This window comes from Pseudomonas persica (assembly GCF_900291015.1).
Classification (GTDB): domain Bacteria; phylum Pseudomonadota; class Gammaproteobacteria; order Pseudomonadales; family Pseudomonadaceae; genus Aquipseudomonas.
Genome location: NZ_OLKL01000033.1, coordinates 162,850 through 179,727, shown reverse-complemented (window position 1 = coordinate 179,727; position 16,878 = coordinate 162,850). Strand labels below are relative to the sequence as shown.

13 protein-coding genes are annotated in these 16,878 nt (G+C 64.2%); 7 read left to right on the top strand and 6 right to left on the bottom strand.

Annotation, left to right across the window (positions count from 1 at the left end; all coding sequences use genetic code 11):
* Positions 1–2 precede the first annotated feature (2 nt).
* From FQ664_RS16380 to FQ664_RS16365, 4 genes are all read left to right on the top strand, one after another.
* Positions 3–1,205 carry a glycosyltransferase gene (locus FQ664_RS16380; protein ID WP_144173314.1) on the top strand — a complete coding sequence of 401 codons (1,203 nt, stop codon included), beginning with the start codon at positions 3–5 and terminating at the stop codon, positions 1,203–1,205.
* The gene (locus FQ664_RS16375; protein ID WP_144173313.1) at positions 1,202–2,389 is read left to right on the top strand and encodes a glycosyltransferase family 2 protein; all 1,188 of its coding nucleotides are present in this window, start codon (positions 1,202–1,204) and stop codon (positions 2,387–2,389) included. The genes FQ664_RS16380 and FQ664_RS16375 overlap by 4 nt, the downstream gene beginning before the upstream one ends.
* Positions 2,389–3,141 carry a WecB/TagA/CpsF family glycosyltransferase gene (locus tag FQ664_RS16370; RefSeq protein WP_144173311.1) on the top strand — a complete coding sequence of 251 codons (753 nt, stop codon included), beginning with the start codon at positions 2,389–2,391 and terminating at the stop codon, positions 3,139–3,141. The genes FQ664_RS16375 and FQ664_RS16370 overlap by 1 nt, the downstream gene beginning before the upstream one ends.
* A gap of 176 nt (positions 3,142–3,317) precedes the next feature.
* Positions 3,318–4,739, top strand: coding sequence for an undecaprenyl-phosphate glucose phosphotransferase (locus tag FQ664_RS16365; RefSeq protein ID WP_144173310.1), 1,422 nt, complete (start codon positions 3,318–3,320; stop codon positions 4,737–4,739).
* 225 nt (positions 4,740–4,964) lie between these two features.
* On the opposite strand, the gene FQ664_RS16360 is transcribed toward FQ664_RS16365, so the two are convergent.
* The gene (locus tag FQ664_RS16360) at positions 4,965–5,900 is read right to left on the bottom strand and encodes a LysR substrate-binding domain-containing protein (protein ID WP_144173309.1); all 936 of its coding nucleotides are present in this window, start codon (positions 5,898–5,900) and stop codon (positions 4,965–4,967) included.
* 146 nt (positions 5,901–6,046) lie between these two features.
* On the opposite strand from FQ664_RS16360, the gene FQ664_RS16355 reads away from it, so the two are divergent.
* Positions 6,047–7,423 (top strand): L-serine ammonia-lyase, encoded by a 1,377-nt coding sequence (locus tag FQ664_RS16355; protein WP_144173308.1) that lies wholly within the window; start codon positions 6,047–6,049, stop codon positions 7,421–7,423.
* A gap of 161 nt (positions 7,424–7,584) precedes the next feature.
* On the opposite strand, the gene FQ664_RS16350 is transcribed toward FQ664_RS16355, so the two are convergent.
* From FQ664_RS16350 to FQ664_RS16335, 4 genes are all read right to left on the bottom strand, one after another.
* Positions 7,585–8,262 (bottom strand): DUF3313 domain-containing protein, encoded by a 678-nt coding sequence (locus FQ664_RS16350; RefSeq protein WP_144173307.1) that lies wholly within the window; start codon positions 8,260–8,262, stop codon positions 7,585–7,587.
* Between the two features lie 87 nt (positions 8,263–8,349).
* Complete coding sequence (locus tag FQ664_RS16345; protein ID WP_144173306.1) at positions 8,350–9,645, bottom strand: NAD(P)/FAD-dependent oxidoreductase; 1,296 nt, start codon at positions 9,643–9,645, stop codon at positions 8,350–8,352.
* A gap of 13 nt (positions 9,646–9,658) precedes the next feature.
* Entirely contained in the window at positions 9,659–10,747 is a 1,089-nt protein-coding gene (locus tag FQ664_RS16340; protein ID WP_144173305.1) for a polyamine ABC transporter substrate-binding protein, read from the bottom strand.
* A 139-nt stretch (positions 10,748–10,886) separates the two neighbouring features.
* On the bottom strand, positions 10,887–12,245 hold the full coding sequence (locus FQ664_RS16335) for a glutamine synthetase family protein (RefSeq protein ID WP_144173303.1): 1,359 nt from the start codon (positions 12,243–12,245) through the stop codon (positions 10,887–10,889).
* Positions 12,246–12,428: 183 nt separating this feature from the next.
* On the opposite strand from FQ664_RS16335, the gene FQ664_RS16330 reads away from it, so the two are divergent.
* Complete coding sequence (locus tag FQ664_RS16330; RefSeq protein WP_144173302.1) at positions 12,429–13,328, top strand: helix-turn-helix domain-containing protein; 900 nt, start codon at positions 12,429–12,431, stop codon at positions 13,326–13,328.
* A gap of 187 nt (positions 13,329–13,515) precedes the next feature.
* Complete coding sequence (locus FQ664_RS16320; protein WP_144173300.1) at positions 13,516–15,426, top strand: DEAD/DEAH box helicase; 1,911 nt, start codon at positions 13,516–13,518, stop codon at positions 15,424–15,426.
* A gap of 37 nt (positions 15,427–15,463) precedes the next feature.
* Here the strand turns inward: FQ664_RS16320 and FQ664_RS16315 are convergent, their stop codons facing one another.
* Positions 15,464–16,849 (bottom strand): aldehyde dehydrogenase family protein, encoded by a 1,386-nt coding sequence (locus FQ664_RS16315; protein WP_144173299.1) that lies wholly within the window; start codon positions 16,847–16,849, stop codon positions 15,464–15,466.
* Positions 16,850–16,878: the final 29 nt, after the last annotated feature.

The window sequence follows — 16,878 nt, the reverse complement described above, 5'->3', positions numbered from 1 at the left end:
CTATGCGCATTGCCTATTTCATAAACCAGTATCCGAAGGTCAGCCACAGTTTCATCCGCCGCGAGATCCTGGCGCTGGAACGCCAGGGGATAGAGGTGCAGCGTATTGCCCTGCGCGGCTGGGACGCCGAGTTGCAGGACGCCGAGGATGCGAGCGAGCGGGACAAGACCCGCTACGTGCTGCGAAGTGGCATCAAAGGCTTGCTGATACCGACCTTGCAGGTACTGCGCGCACAGCCGCGCCGGTTCTTCCAGGCGCTGTGGCTGGCCTTGCGCCTTGGCCTGCGGGCCGACCGCGCCTGGCCCTACCACCTGATCTACCTGGCCGAGGCCTGCCAGGTACTGCAGTGGTTGCAGGCAGGCGAGGCAAAACATGTGCACGCGCATTTCGGCACCAATTCCACCGAGGTGGCGATGCTGGCCAATGTGCTGGGCGGGCCAGCCTACAGCTTTACCGTGCACGGGCCGGAAGAGTTCGACAAGCCGCAGTTCCTGCACATGGGCGAAAAGGTGCGGCGTGCCGCTTTTGTCGCGGCGGTCAGTTCGTACGGGCGCAGCCAGTTGTTTCGCTGGGTGGCATACGACCAGTGGGCCAAGGTGAAGGTGGTGCATTGCGGCCTCGAGCGCAGTTTCCATGAGGTGGCGCCGGTCAGCCTGCCCACGGCGCCGCGCCTGGTGTGCGTCGGCCGCCTGTGTGAACAGAAAGGCCAACTGCTGTTGCTCGAGGCTGCGCGGCTACTGGCCGCCCGGTCGATCGCCTTCGAGCTGGTGCTGGCCGGCGACGGTGAAATGCGTGGGCAGATCGAGGCGTTGATTGCACGGCATGGCTTGCAGCAGCAGGTGCGCATCACCGGCTGGATCAGCAGCGCACAGGTGCGCGAGGAAATCCTTGCCGCCCGCGCGCTGGTGCTGCCCAGTTTTGCCGAGGGTTTGCCGGTGGTGATCATGGAGGCCATGGCCTTGCGCCGGCCAGTGCTGACCACCTATGTGGCAGGCATTCCCGAGCTGGTGCGGCCGGGCGAGAATGGCTGGTTGTTCCCCGCCGGCGCCGTGGACGAGCTGGCGCAGGCCATGGCCGACTGCCTGGCGCAACCTGCCGAAGTGCTGCAGCACATGGGCGAGGCGGCCCGCCAACGTGTGCTGCAACGGCATGACATCGATACCGAGGCGGCCAGGCTGGCCGGCTATTTCAAGGCATCCGCATGATGAGCGTATTGGCTTGGTTACTGGGCATGCTGGCAGTCATCGTCCTGTTGCCGGTGCTGCTGCTGTTGGTGCAGGTGCTGATGGCCTGCCTGCCGGCGCGCGTGCAGCCGTTGGTCAACAATACTCGTCCGCAGGTGGCAGTGCTGGTGCCAGCCCATGACGAGGCTTCGATCATTCGTGCCACGCTGGCGAGCATTACCCCGCAGTTGCGGCCTGGCGACCGCTTGCTGGTGGTGGCGGACAACTGCACTGACGGCACTGCGCAACTGGCGCGCGAGGCCGGTGCCGAAGTGGTGGAGCGTCACGACGCGCGGTTGCGCGGCAAGGGCTACGCCCTGGACTTTGGCGTGCGCCACCTGGCCGGGCAGCCACCCGAGGTGGTAATCGTGGTGGATGCCGATTGCCAGGTGGGCGAGGGGGCAATCGAGCGCCTGGCGCGGCGCTGCCGCGAGGTCGCTCGCCCGGTGCAGGCGCTGTACCTGATGCGCGCACCGGCAGGGGCAGGGCTGAAAGTGCAGGTTGCCGAATTCGCCTGGCGGGTCAAGAACCTGGTGCGCCCGCGTGGCTGGGCACGGCTGGGCCTGCCTTGCCAGTTGATGGGGGCGGGCATGGCGTTCGGCTGGTGTGACCTGGCCTTGATCGACCTGGCCAATGGGCACCTGGCGGAGGATGTGAAACTGGGCCTGGACCTGTGCCAGCAGGGCAAGCCGCCAGTGTTCTGCCCCGAGGCCGTGGTCAGCAGCCAGTTCCCTGCCAGCCAGCAAGGCCTGGCTAGCCAGCGCACACGCTGGGAGCATGGGCACCTGGGCTTGATACTGGCCGATGCGCCCAGGCGTGCGCTGGCCGCAATCATCCAGCGTAACAGCAGCTTGCTGGCCATGACCCTGGACCTGCTGGTGCCCCCCCTGGCGTTGCTGGTACTGGCCCTGCTCGGGCTCAACCTGTTGGCCTGGCTGGTGTACCTGCTGTTCGGCCTGGCGGCACCTGCGTGGATCGCCCTTGTTGCGTTGGTATTGCTGGGCCTTGCCATCGTGCTGGCCTGGGCGCGCTTCTGTCGCGAACTGATCCCGTTTTCCGTGCTGCTGTACGCGCCGTTTTACGCTGCAAGGAAGGTCCCCGTGTATCTGGGGTTCCTGATCAAGCGCCAGGTTGAATGGGTACGTTCGAAACGGGATGAAGACTGATGGCTGAGTGGCAGAAACGCTGGAACACCCTTGTCGGCAAGCTCGAAGTGGTGGCTGATGGCGCTGCTGCGCAGCGCCTGCTCGACAAGCTGAGCGCCCCGCAAACCGCGACCGTGCTGGGCTTCGTCAATGCCCACGCAATGAACCTGGTGGTACGCGATGGCGCGTACCACCAGGCATTGTCGGCGGCCGACGTATTACTGCGCGACGGCTCCGGCATGGCGATTCTCTATCGCCGGCTGGGGCTTGAACCTGGGCTCAACATGAATGGTACCGACTTCATTCCTCGGCTCCTGGCCGCCTACCGCGGGCGGCGGGTGGCGTTCTGGGGCACCCGGCAACCTTACCTGGACCAGGCCGTGCAGCGCAGCGCAGCCATGTTCGGCGTGGTGCCGGTGTCGGTTCACGATGGTTTTGCCAGCGTCGATACCTACCTGCAACTGGCCAGGGAGCAGCAACCGGAGCTGATCGTGCTGGGCATGGGCATGCCCAGGCAGGAGGCTGTGGCGGCAAGGCTGGCGGCCACTGGCGGGCCGTGCCTGATCGTGTGCGGTGGCGCGATCCTGGACTTTCTCGGCGGCAAGGTCAGCCGGGCGCCCGAGTGGCTGCGGCGGTTGGGCGGGGAGTGGCTGTACCGGCTGTTGCGCGAACCGAAGCGCTTGTTCATGCGCTATGTAGTGGGCAACCCGTTGTTCCTGCTGCGCACCCTGCTGTACCGCCGGGGCCGGGGGGCAGCCAGGCGCACGGTATGAGTCGGCCGATATCCGCGCGCGCGATGATTCCGGGCACGCTGATGGCGGGTGGCTGCTACAGTGAGATCAATGGCTTGAGGCTGCACGATGCTGTTTCACTGGCTTTGCATGAGCCGTTGTCAAGACTTGCTGTTTGATGGAAGGCACTTGCTACGCGCAAATTGATGAGGTCTGAAATGGTTCTCGAACCCAGAAGCAGTCGTTCCTTACTGCAGAGAAGAAGCAGCGTAAGTAACGCCATTCAGGCCGGCCTCGATGGAATTGCAGTCACCGGTATTGCCTGGTACCTGATCTACGAGCAGTTTGGCTACATCACTTCCGATTACGTGATCATGCTGCTGTTGCTGGTTGGCGCACTGGCAGTGATCTACGATCATTATGCGATCTACCGTACCAATGTCGGGCTTTCCATCAAGGCTTTCCGGCTGTTCAAGGCCTGGTCGGCAACCTTTTGCTTCCTGGTGGTCATGGCTTTCCTGACCAAGCAGAGCGAAACCTATTCGCGCTTGTTGGTCGTGCAGTTGTTCATCATTGGCTACATCGCCCAGTTGTTCCTGCACTTTGCCGTGCGTGAATTGCAAAAACGCTTTACTGCACATGCACGCCTGGACAACGCCCTGATCATAGGCGCCGGTGACTTGGCCAACTTCCTGTATCAGAAAATCAGCAACAACCCCTGGTTCGGCGAGCGTGTGCTGGGTTGCGTGCTGATCGCCAAGGCCGAAGAGGCGGTGCGCGAAAGCGCCGAAGGCAAACAGCGCCTGCCGGTGCTCGGGCATATTGCCGAGCTCGACGATATCCTGGCCCGCTACGGCATCCGCACGGTGTACCTGGTGACCCCACTGGGCGGTTCCGAGGTCATCAACGATGTGTATTTCAAGTTGCTCGACAAATGCATCGCGGTGAACTGGGTGCCGGATATCTTCTCGTTGCGCCTGATCAACCACAGCGTGCGGGAAATCGCCGGTATTCCTGTGCTGACCTTGTCGGAAACACCGCTGACGGGCATGAGCCTGTTCCTGAAGAACCTCGAGGACAGGGTATTGGCGGCATTGATCCTGCTGTTTGCATCGCCGGTATTGCTGGCCGTTGCGCTGGCCATCAAGCTCGATAGCCGCGGCCCGGTGTTCTTCCGCCAGGAACGCACTGGCTGGACCGGGGAAGCGTTCCGCATCTGGAAGTTCAGGAGCATGCATGTCCACCAGCCGGAAGAGGGCGTGGTCAAGCAGGCGCAGAAGAACGACCCGCGGCTGACCCGGGTCGGCGCCTTTATCCGCCGCACCAGCCTGGATGAACTGCCGCAGTTGTTCAATGTGCTGAGCGGGGAGATGTCACTGGTCGGGCCGCGGCCGCATGCGTTGCAACATGACACGTTGTATTCGCAGGACATCGTCGACTACTTTGCCCGCCACAATATCAAGCCTGGCATGACCGGCCTGGCGCAAGTGCGCGGGTTCAGGGGCGAGACCAAGGATATCGAGCAGATGATCCAGCGGGTGGACTCGGACATCGAGTACATCAACAACTGGTCGCTGTGGCTGGATTTCGTGATTCTGCTGCGTACGCTTAGTGCTTTTACCGGCAAGCAGGCCTATTGAGCCGAGTTGCTGCGGGGGGCGGGTGGGGGCGACAATTGCACTGGCTTTGCGATCGAGCGCCGCCTGTGCGGCGCGCGATTTAGGCACCGCCACATAACCTACGCCAGGCACCCCGGGGCCATCCCGCGACCTTATGCCATGCGGTGTGGCTTTGAGGGTCCGGCGATGGAGAGGCGTCGCCCGGGAGATCGCGCCGCCCGCGCGGCGCTCGATTCACGCTCCACCTCAAAACTTGAGATAGGTCTCCCTGAACCCCCGCGCTTCCTCCACCAGCCAGTCATGCACCGCTCGCGCACCAGGCTGGCTCAGCCCACCCGGCGGGTAATGCACCACATAGCGTTTGTGATTGGCGATCGGTACGCCAAACGGCACGATCAGCGCACCGCGCTCCAGTTCGTCGTTGAGCAGCGTGCGCCGAGCAATCGCCACGCCAATGCCGGCAATCGCCGCCTCGATGGTCAGGTGGTTGCGGTTGAAGGTGTGTCCGCGCCGTACATCCAGGCCGGCGGCGCCGATGCCCTCCAGGTAGAACTCCCATTCGGCATATTCCGAACTGCCACGCCAGGCCGTGATGTCGTGCAGCAGCGGGTAGTGCGCCAGGTCCGCCGGCCCGTGTAGCGGCGGGCGTCCGCGCAGCAAGGTGGGGGAGCACACGGGGAAGATCTGCTCGTCCAGCAGCGGCGTCGAGAGCATGCCGGGGTAGCTGCCATCGTTCAGGTCGATGGCCAGGTCGAAATCGCCCAAGTTCAATGCCTGGGCACTGTCTTCGGCCACCAGGCGCAGCTCGATGTCCGGGTAGCGTTGTTGAAAGCGCGGCAGGCGAGGCGTGAGCCATTTGGCCAGGAACGAGGGGATCGAGCGCAGGCGCAAGGTGCCGCGGATTTCACCGGCGTCCAGGCGCAGCAGTTCGGCTTCGATGCTGCCGTAGGCTTCGGCCACCGTCTGCGCCAGGCGTTGGCCTTCGGCGCTCAGTTCCACACCACGCGCCCGGCGCAGGAACAGTCGGTAGCCCAGGCGTTCTTCCAGTTGGCGCATCTGTTGGCTGACCGCACCCGGGGTGATGTGCAGCTCTTCGGCACAGCGGGTGAAGGACAAGTGCCGGGCCGCACAGGCGAACACATGCAGCCAGACGAACATCTGGCCATTGAGTTGTCGTCGCATCGTTTAGTACCACTAAAGCCTTGCTTAGGAAGTTTCGTTGGTCATCCGTGAGCCAGCTAGGCAGTATCGCGCAACTTCGCAATATCACTCAATTTTTCCAGATAACCGTGCTGCGGCTTCATACCCGGGCACGGTCAGGCATTAGCATGGCTATCAGTGTTTTCGACCTTTTCAAAATCGGCATCGGGCCGTCCAGTTCCCACACCGTCGGCCCGATGCGGGCGGCGGCTACCTTTGCCCGGGCCCTGCGTGAGCAGGGGCTGTTGCCCAGGGTAAACCGTGTCGAGGTGCGGCTATACGGGTCGCTGTCGGCCACCGGGGTTGGCCACGCCACCGATCGCGCCTGCCTGCTCGGCCTGATGGGGCAGTGGCCGGACCGCATCGACCCGGCCACCATCGAGTCACGCATTGGCCAAGTGATGCAGGAGCACTGCCTGATGCTCGATGGCAGCTACCCGCTGGCGTTCGAGTACAGTCGCGACATGCTGCTGCTCGACGAAAACCTGCCGTACCACCCCAATGCCATGAGCCTGGAAGCCATGGACGGGCAGGGCAGCCTGTTGCGTCAGACCTACTATTCGGTGGGCGGTGGCTTTATCGTCGAGCAAGCCGAGATCGACGCGCCACCAGGCGAAACGAATGCGGTGGCGCTGCCGTACGAGTTCGACAGCGCTGCGCAGTTGCTGGCCCTGTGCAAGGCCCATGGCTTGAGCGTGGCGCAACTGATGATGGCCAACGAATGCGCCTGGCGCCCGGAGGCCGAGGTACGCGAGGGCCTGCTGCGGATCTGGGGCGCCATGCGTGAATGCGTCGACAATGGCTTGCGCAACGAAGGCATCCTGCCGGGCGGGTTGCACGTCAAGCGCCGCGCGGCACGGCTGCATCGCAGCCTGCAGGAGCTGGGCAAGCCCAACGTGATCGGTTCCACCCTCAGTGCCATGGAGTGGGTCAACCTGTTCGCCCTGGCGGTGAATGAAGAGAACGCCGCCGGCGGGCGCATGGTTACAGCGCCTACCAACGGCGCGGCTGGCATCATCCCGGCGGTGCTGCACTACTACATGAAGTTCAACCCGGGCGCGTGCGACGCGGATGTGGTGGACTTCCTGCTGGCGGCAGCGGCGGTCGGCATCCTGTGCAAGAAGAACGCGTCAATTTCCGGGGCCGAGGTTGGCTGCCAGGGCGAGGTGGGCTCAGCCTGCTCGATGGCCGCTGCCGGCCTGGCGCAGGTGCTGGGCGCTACGCCGCCGCAGCTGGAAAACGCGGCCGAGATTGCTTTGGAGCACAACCTTGGCCTGACCTGCGACCCGGTGGGTGGTCTGGTGCAAGTGCCGTGTATCGAGCGCAATGCGATTGCTGCGGTAAAAGCGATCAACGCCGTGCAGATGGCGTTGCGCGGGGATGGCGAGCATTTCATCTCGCTCGACCGGGTGATCCGCACCATGCGCGATACCGGGGCGGACATGCATGCCAATTACAAGGAAACTTCGCGCGGCGGCCTGGCCGTTGCCTTCGTCGAATGTTGAGTCACCGGAGCGGTCAGCGCGACCTTGTGGGAGCGGCCTTGTGTCGCGAAAGGGCTGCGAAGCAGCCCCCCATTTCATGCGCCTGAGCTGAGATTTCGGGGCCGCTCCGCGGCCCTTTCGCGACACAAGGCCGCTCCCACAGGTTCCGTGTTCGGTCGGGATCAGCGGGCTTTCTGCCTCGCTGCAAGGAAGCTCGCACGCATGTCCCTGGCCCAGCCATCCAGCACCGGCTTGACGTCATTCAGGGTCAGTTGCGTGGTTTTGTTCTCCAGTTCCTGGCCTGCGCCCTTGCGTACCACCTGGGCCAGTACCTTCTGGCTGGCGCCATCGAGGAAGGCCGCTTCCACGCCGACATCCACGTCCTGGTCACGGCCGCCCATGGCGGTGTTCACACCGGCGGAAATCAGCGCAATAGGGATGACCTCATAGGGTTTGAGGCCCTCGTTGCTGGTGGACACTGCAGTGATTGCCGGGCGCACCACGATCACGCCCGGGCCGGGGCCCTTGGCCAGCGGTACGACGCTGCCCATTTCACGGCGCAGCGCTTCGTTGAAGTAGCGGGTGATTTCCTGCAGCGTCTGCGCCGAGATGACCGGCGTCGGCTGTGGCTTGGGGTAGAACTGGCTGGGCTCGATGAACACCTGGCTGTACTGGTTGACGTTGACCTTGGGGTCGATCCAGCGCATCACCGGGTCACCCGAAGGGCTCTTGGCTTCCTGCAGTCGGCTGTAGTCCTTGAGGAAGCCGGAGTAGTCCTTGGGGTCTACGCGATTGCTGGAACAGGCGGCCACGGCAAGCAGTGCGGCGCACAACAGGGTAATGCGGGGCAATGATTTCATGATGAAGATGCATCCGTGATAGGTCGGCCAGAACAACGCTAGCAGGTGGGCGACAGTTGGCCAGTAGGCTGGTTCAATTTGCAGCTGTTAACCCAGCGCCTCACGCAATCGATACCACAACATCCCCAGCGCCAGCAGCGGCGAGCGCAATGCCTTGCCGCCCGGGAAGGTCAGGTGTGGCACCGCGCTGAACACATCCAGCCCGCGGCTGTGGCCGAGGGCAATGCTTTCGGCCAGCAGTTTCGCCGTCCAGTGCGTTACGTTCAACCCGTGCCCGGAATAGCCCTGGGCGTAATACACATTGGGCTGCTGGCTGAGGCGCCCGACCTGGGGGAAGCGGTTGGCGGTGATGCCGATCATGCCGCCCCACTGGTAGTCGATACGCACCTTGGCCAGTTGCGGGAACACCTTCAGCACCTTGGGCTGCATGTAGGCGGCGATGTCCTTGGGGTCGCGGCCAGAATAGTGGCAAGCGCCGCCGAACAGCAGGCGCCGGTCTGCCGTTAGGCGGTAGTAGTCCAGGCCGACCTTCTGGTCGCACAGCGCCATGTTCTGCGGGATCAGGCTGCTGGCCAGTGCTTCGGGCAGTGGCTCGGTGGCCACCACGTAGCTGCCGGCCGGCAGCACCTTGCCGCTCAGGCGTGGCTCCAGTTCTTCGAGGTGGGCATTGCAGCCCAGCACCAGGCTGCTTGCCCGCACCTTGCCGCGGGCCGTGTGCAGGGTCACGCGGGGGCCATGCTCGATGCGCAGCACCGGGCTCTGCTCGAAGATGCGCACGCCCAGGCCGTGGGCGGCGCGGGCTTCGCCCTGGACCAGATCGAGTGGGTGCAGGTGGCCCGAGCCCATGTCCACCAGCCCGCCGGCGTACTGGTCGCTGGCGACGATTTCATGCAACTGGGCGGCACTGACCAGGCGGGTTTCCGGGCGATAGCCGAGTGCAAGCAGGTCGTCCTGTTCGTCCTTGAAGGCGGCGAACTGCGCAGGGGTGTTGGCCAGTTCGCAGAAGCCCCAGCGCAGGTCGCAGGCAATGCCGTACTGGGCGATGCGGCTGGCCACCAGCGCTACCGAGTCGATGCCGGCCTGTTTCAGGTAATGCACGCCGTCCTGGCCGACATGCCGGGCAAAGCCACTGACGTCATGGCCGATGCCGCGAATCAGCTGGCCGCCGTTGCGGCCGCTGGCGCCCCAGCCAATGCGCCGGCCTTCCAGCAGCACCACCGAGAGCCCGCGTTCGGCCAGTTCCAGGGCGGTATTGACCCCGGTCAGCCCGCCGCCGACCACGCACACATCGGCGGTCAGTTCGCCGTCCAGGCATGGGTAGGGCGCCGCATTGCGTGCCGTGGCGGCATAGTACGAAGCGGTGTGTTGGGTAGTGAAAGACATGGGCGTTCTCGACTCAGCGGTTGGACTTGATCTTGCTCCAGGAGCGGGTCATGACGCGCATGATCTTCGGGCTCGGGGTGCTGGAGATGTACAGCTTGTCCAGCACCTCCTGGGGTGGGTAGATCTCGGGGTTGTTCACCAGGGACGCGTCCATGTAGGCCTGGGCATCGGGGTTGGCGTTGGCATATCCGACCGTGGCGCTGACCTTGGCAATCACCTTGGGGTCGAGCAGGTAGTTGATGAACGCCAGGGCCTGTTCGGGGTTGTTGGCATCCTTGGGGATGGCCAGCAGATCGAACCACAGGTTGCTGCCTTCCTTGGGAATGCTGTAGGCGATTTTCACGCCGTTCTTCGCCTCCGCGGCGCGGTTGGCCGCCTGGAACACGTCGCCGGAGTAGCCGAAGGCCACGCAGACATCGCCATTGGCCAGGTCGGAAACGTATTTGGAGGAGTGGAAGTAGGTGATGTAGGGGCGCAGTTCGAGCAGGCGGGCTTCCGCCTTGGCGTAGTCGGTGGGTTGTTCGCTGCGTGGATCCATGCCCAGGTAGTTGAGCATGGCCGGGAACAGTTCGTCGGGCGAGTCCATGAACGCCACGCCGCACTGCTTGAGCTTTTTCAGGTTCTCGGGTTCGAACAGCACCGCCCATGAGTCGATATGGTCGACGCCCAGGGCCGCCTTGACCTTGTCGACGTTGTAGCCGATGCCGTTGGTGCCCCACAGGTAGGGTACGGCGTACTGGTTGCCGGGGTCGTTCTGCTCAAGCTGCTTGAGCAGCTTGGGGTCCAGATGCTGCCAGTTCGGCAGCTTGCTGCGGTCCAGCGCCAGGAAGGCACCGGCCTGGGCCTGGCGCGCAAGGAAGTGGTTGGATGGCACCACCACGTCATAGCCGGTGCGCCCGGCCAGCAGCTTGCCTTCCAGGGTTTCGTTGGAGTCGAACACGTCATAGACCACCTTGATCCCGCTGCTGGCCTGGAAGTCGGCCAGGGTGGTGTCACCGATGTAGTCGGTCCAGTTGTACACGCTGACCGAGGGGGTGGCCTGGGTCGTGGTGGCGAACAGCAGAGTGAATGCAGCGGGGATCAGGGCTTGCAGATGACGCATGGGGACACCTCGTTGGTCTTGTTCTTCGAGTTCGGTGCAGGGGCTCGTGCCCTGTGGGAGCGGGTTTACCCGCGAATACGTCGTTGAATGCACCACAGCATTCGCGGGTAAACCCGCTCCCACAGGTACCGCGAAAAGGTCAGACGCTCAGCATCAGGAATTCGCGCTCCCACGAGCTGATCACGCGCTTGTAGTTCTCATGCTCGGCACGCTTGACCGCCACATAGCCCTGGACGAACTGCTTGCCCAGGTACTGCTGCACGGTCTCGCAGTCTTCCATGTGCTGCAGGGCGTCCTCGATGGTGATCGGCAGGCGCAGGTTGCGTCGCTCGTAGGCACGGCCCTGCACCGGTGCGCTGGGCTCGATGCGCTCGAGCATGCCCAGGTAGCCGCACAGCAGGCTGGCGGCGATGGCCAGGTACGGGTTGGCATCGGCGCCCGGCAGGCGGTTTTCCACGCGCATCGCCTCGGGGCTGGAGGTGGGCACACGCAGGCCGGCGGTGCGGTTTTCTTCACCCCACTCGACGTTTACCGGTGCCGAGGTGTCCGGCAGGAAGCGGCGGAACGAGTTGACGTTGGGCGCAAACATCGGCAACAGCTTGGGGATGTACCTCTGCAACCCGCCGATGTGGTACAGGAACAGCTGGCTCATGCTGCCGTCCTCATTGGCGAAGATCGGCTTGCCGGTGGCGATGTCGACCACGCTCTGGTGCAGGTGCATGGCACTGCCTGGCTCGTCGGTGATCGGCTTGGCCATGAAGGTGGCGGCCACGTTGTGCTTGAGCGCCGCTTCACGCATGGTGCGCTTGAACACGGTGATCTGGTCGGCCAGGTCCAGGGCGTCGCCATGGCGGAAGTTGATCTCCATCTGCGCCGGGCCGTCTTCATGAATCAACGTGTCCAGGTCCAGGCCCTGGATCTCGCACCAGTCGTAGACGTCTTCGAACAGCGGGTCGAATTCGTTGGCGGCATCGATCGAGAACGACTGGCGGCCGCTTTCGGCGCGGCCGGAACGCCCCAGTGGCACTTGCAGTGGCAAGTCCGGGTCTGCGCAGCGCTGGGTCAGGTAGAACTCCATCTCCGGTGCCACGATCGGTTGCCAGCCTTTGTCGGCATACAGCTTGAGCACCTTTTTCAGCACGTTGCGCGGCGACAGTTCGATGGGGTTGCCTTGCTTGTCGAAGGTGTCGTGGATCACGATCGCGGTCGGCTCGATCGCCCACGGAATCTGGTACACCGCAGTCGGGTCAGGGCGGCAGACCATGTCGATGTCGGCGGCATCGAGCAGGTTGTAGTAGATGTCATCGTCAACGTAGTCGCCGGTGACCGTCTGCAGCAGCACGCTCTCGGGCAGGCGCATGCCACGCTCGTGGAGAAACTTGGCGGTGGGCGCGATCTTGCCGCGGGCGATGCCGGTCAGGTCGCTGATCACGCATTCGACTTCGGTGATCCGGTGTTCTTTCAGCCAGGTGGACAGCTGATCGAAGGGGGCGTTCATACAGACCTCTTGGTTGGGTTTTAGTGTGGGCGCGAGGGTGCCGGCGAAAACCGTTTTACGGTTTCGAAGACGTCCCGCTTCCCAGGTGACGCGCTGGAGACTATCTTGGTCGCAGCCTGCAAGGCTGATCTATCCACTTTCTTCGGCAATTAATGCACCAAAAGAGTGCAACTAGGACCGCGCGTGACAACCGCCAATGCCCTGCAAGTCCAGGCCTTCCACACCACCGACGTTACCGAGCAAGTACGTGCTACCCCTGGCTGGCAGCAGCAGTACCGGCAGATGTCGCCTGGGCATTTCAGCGGTGAGCTGCGTTGCCTGGGGCTGGATGGGGTGGAGGTGTACGAGGAGCGGTTGAACACCCGGGTGGAGCAGTTTTTCCGTGCGCCGAGCGGTTCGCTGGCGTTCTGCTTCGACCGCAGCGAGAACAGCCTGTACCTGTTGAACGAACAGAGCCGCAATATCTGGATCACGCCGGAGCACTACCAGGAAGTGGCGGTGGTGTTCGACCAGGGTTTCCTGGCCCGCCATGGGCTTGACCCGCAGCGCCTGGAGGGGTTGTTCATGGTGCCGCTGGGCAGCGGGCAGAATGCGCTGTTCGGCAGCTGGCTGAGCGCCACGCTGACCCACCTGGGCGAGGCCGATTGCCCGCTGCAGGGACAGGCCCTGGCGGAGCAACTGCTGGAGGACTGCCTGTTCATCCTCGACAATGCCTGCCAGCGCCTGCAGGGCGTGGCGTTGGGCCGGCGTGACGAGGAGCGGGCGATCATGCGCCGGGTGAGTGAGTGGGCGGCCGACTGCCCGGAGGAGACGCTTAACCTGGTAGAGCTGGCGGATGTTGCGGGGGTTTCCCTGCGTCAGTTGCAGCAGGCGTTCAAGGCGTTTACCGGGATGCCGCCGGCGCACTGGTTGCGCCTGCGCCGGCTGAACGGTGCGCGGCGCGATCTGCTGCGCGGCAGTGGCGTGACCGTGGCCGAGGTGGCGATGCGTTGGTCGTTCTGGCATTTGGGAAGGTTTTCAGAGAGTTATCGGCAGTTGTTCAGGGAGTTTCCCAGCGAGACCTTGAAGCGGGGCAGGGGCTGAATTTGGTGGTGTAGCTACTGGCCTCTTCGCGGGTGAACCCGCTCCCACAGGATCACCTCGGGGCCAGGCATTGTGAGGTCCCTGTGGGAGCGGGTTCACCCGCGAAGAGGCAGGCCCAGACATACACAGCCCAGCATTCCACCGCGAAAATTGCTATCGTGCCGCCCTGATTCCACCCGAGGTGCCGATGTTCTACCTGCCTTTGCCCAGCGACCAGGCCGACCGCCTCGCCAGCGAGCCCACCACCGACTTCTTCACCACTGCCAGCGCCCTCGACGCTGCCGCGGTACTGTTCGTGCAAAACCTGCCGCGCCAGCCCGCCACCGCCTCGGCGGACGCGCAGGAGCGCCGTTTTGCCGAAATCGTGCGCATCGCCAACGAGGTCGAGAACGCCGCACCCGGGCGCTTCCAGGGCCAGGTGGCGCAGCACTTCGATCACGAAGCCTTCGCCATGGGCCTGGGCATGCTGGGCGAAAACGGTATCGCACTGCTGTCGACCGAGGTGGAGTACCAGGCTGACGAACTGCTGGACGCCGAGGGCCAGTGGAACTTCCAGTTCGCCGACAGCTACCGCCAGCGGGCAACCCCGCTGCACCCGGTGTACCTGCCGGCCTTGGCCAGCGACCTGATGCTCAGCGACCAACAGAACCGCCTGTTGCGTGAATTCCTCAGTGGTATCGACGAGTCGGTGGCGGTACAGGGCTTTGCCGGCACCGGCAAGACCTTCCTGATTCACCAGTTCGCCCGCCTGCTCGAGCCGCAGCGTACGCTGTTGCTGGCCTTGACCGAAGGCCAGCTGCGTGCCCTGCAGGCGCGGGTCAAGGACGCCGCCGCCTACACCGCGCTGACCTTCGGCCAGCTGGCCGACGAATTGCTCAACCGCGACCTCACCAGCAACGGCTGGCGCCTGCGTGACCCGTACCGCACCAAGCTGTCGTGGCGCCCGCAGGATGCGCAGGTGGTGCGTTGGCTGGCCATCCCCGACATCGGCCCGCTCGCCGCGCGCGATGTGGTTGCCTTGTGCATCCGCGCGGTGCGTACGTTCTGCCACAGCGCCGACACCCAACTGCAGTTGCACCACTTGCCCTGGGCCGGGCCGGGGACCTCGCCGCTGGACCAGGAAGTGTTGCTGGAAAAGGCACGGCTGTACTGGCAAGAGCTGATTCGCCCGTCGGCACGGGAAATCCAGTTGCCGGTGCGCGACTACCACCGGGTCAAACTGCTGTCGCTGACCGGTTATGTGATCGACAGCCGCTACACCCATGTCATCGTCGACGAGGCCCACGAGCTGTCGGCGCCGATGCTTGCCGTGCTCGACCGCAGCCCGCAGTCGATCATTGCCCTGGGTGACGAGCTGCAGAACCTCAACGGCCTCAGCGCGCACCATGGCGGCTTTATCCGCCAGCGTTACATCGACCATTCACTGCGGGCCGGGCCGGCGATGGACAACGTGCTCAATCCGCTGATCCAGGCGCACCCGGCGGCGATCCAGGCAGCCTTCAGTGGCAGCGCCGAGCATTACACCCGGGTCAGCTTCTTCGATACGGTGAGCGTGCCGGAACAGCCTACGGCGCTGATCGTCGACGATGAATGGGGCCTGTTTGGCTGGTTCCAGCGCCTGACCCACCAGGGCGTGCCGTTTGTGCTGCTGAAAAGCGCGCGCAAGGACTTCGAGCTGTTCGTCGAAGACTGCATCGAGCTGTACCGCCATGGCACCCGGCCACGTCACCCGATGCTGTTCCGCTATGCCAGCTGGCAGGCGCTGGAGCAGGACAAGGGTGATGACAAGGCGTTCGTGGCGGTGGCCAACATGCTGCGCAAGGGTTACACGCCGGAGCACTTTGCCAGGGCCAAGAGCCGTTATCGCTGGGACAAGGCGCCCAAGCTGTTCCTGGGGCGGGTGCGGGATGTGAAGAACATGGAGTTCGCCCGGGTAATGGTGTCGCCGGAGCTGATGGTGGTGCCGCAGGTGGCGGGCAACCGCAATGAGCGGGCACGGATGCTGGCAGGGCTGTATACCGCCTGCTCGCGGGCGCGGCATGAATTGATCGTGCCGGGGGGGATGCTGGACTGGGTCAAGGACCAGGTGCGCGATTGAAGCATTCGGGGCCGCAAGGCGGCCCCAAGGCAACAGATCAGTTACGGTCCAGCCAGACAGTCTGGGCATTGGTGAACTCACGCACCCCAAAGTGCGACAGCTCACGCCCGAAGCCGCTCTTCTTCACCCCACCAAACGCCACGCGGGGGTCGGAAGCGCAATAGCCGTTGATGAACACGCCGCCGGTATCCAGCGCCGCGGTCATGCGCTCGGCCAGCGCGTAGTCGGCGGTGTAGATGGTCGAAGCCAGGCCGAAATCGCTGTCGTTGGCCAGCTCCACCGCATGCTCCGCATCCCGTGCGCTGATGATCGCTGCCACCGGCCCGAACAGCTCCTGCTTGAACGCGGTCATCGCAGGGGTGACATTGGCGAACACGGTCGGCGCGTAGAAGTTGGCCACACCATCGAGCTTGTGGCCGCCCAGCAGCAGGGTGGCGCCTTCGGCGATGGTTGCCTGGACCTGGCCATCCAGTTCGTCGCGCAGGTCGTAACGGGCCATCGGGCCAATGTAGGTGCCGTCTTCCAGCGGGTTGCCGACCTTCAGCTCGCGGGTGGCTTCAACGAACTTGCGGGTGAATTCGTCAACGATGCTTTCCTCGACGATCAGGCGCTTGGCCGCAGCGCAGACCTGGCCGGTGTTCTGGTAGCGGCCGATCACCGCAGCCTGCACGGCGGCGTCCAGGTCAGCATCGGCCAGCACGATGAACGGGTCGGAACCGCCCAGCTCCAGCACGCACTTCTTCAGCGCGGCGCCGGCTTGTGCACCAATCGCCATGCCGGCACGCACGCTGCCGGTCAGGGTCACGGCGGCGATGCGCGGGTCGTTGATGGCGCGGGTGACGCCATCCGGGGTCACGTTCAGCACTTCGAACACGCCTTCCGGCAGGCCGGCATCCTTGAACAGCTCACCCAGCAGGTAGGCGCTGCCCATCACGTTCGGCGCGTGCTTGAGCACGTAGGTGTTGCCAGCCAGGATCGCCGGTACGGCGCCGCGCAGTACCTGCCAGACCGGGAAGTTCCATGGCATCACGGCCAGGATCGGGCCCAGCGGGCGGTATTCGATGCGGGCTTTCTCGACCTGGGTCGGCTCGGCGGCGAGCATGGCCGGGCCGTGTTCAGCGTACCAGCGGCACAGGCCGACGCACTTGCTGACTTCACCGCGAGCCTGGGCGACAGGCTTGCCGATTTCGCGGCTGATCATTTGCGCGAAGGCTTCGGCCTTGGTTTCGAGGGTGCTGGCCAGGGCCAGCAGGTACTCGCTGCGCTGACCCAGCGACACCTGGCGCCACTGGCGGTAGCCAACCTTGGCGCGTTGCAGCGCCGCTTCCAGTGCGGCGTCGCTGTCGAACGGGTAGGCGCCGATCTGCTCGCCGCTGTAGGGGTCGAGGGAGATGGCGTGGGTCAGGCTGCTGATCGCGCTCATGGCGGGACACTCTCGTTGTTGTTGAACCG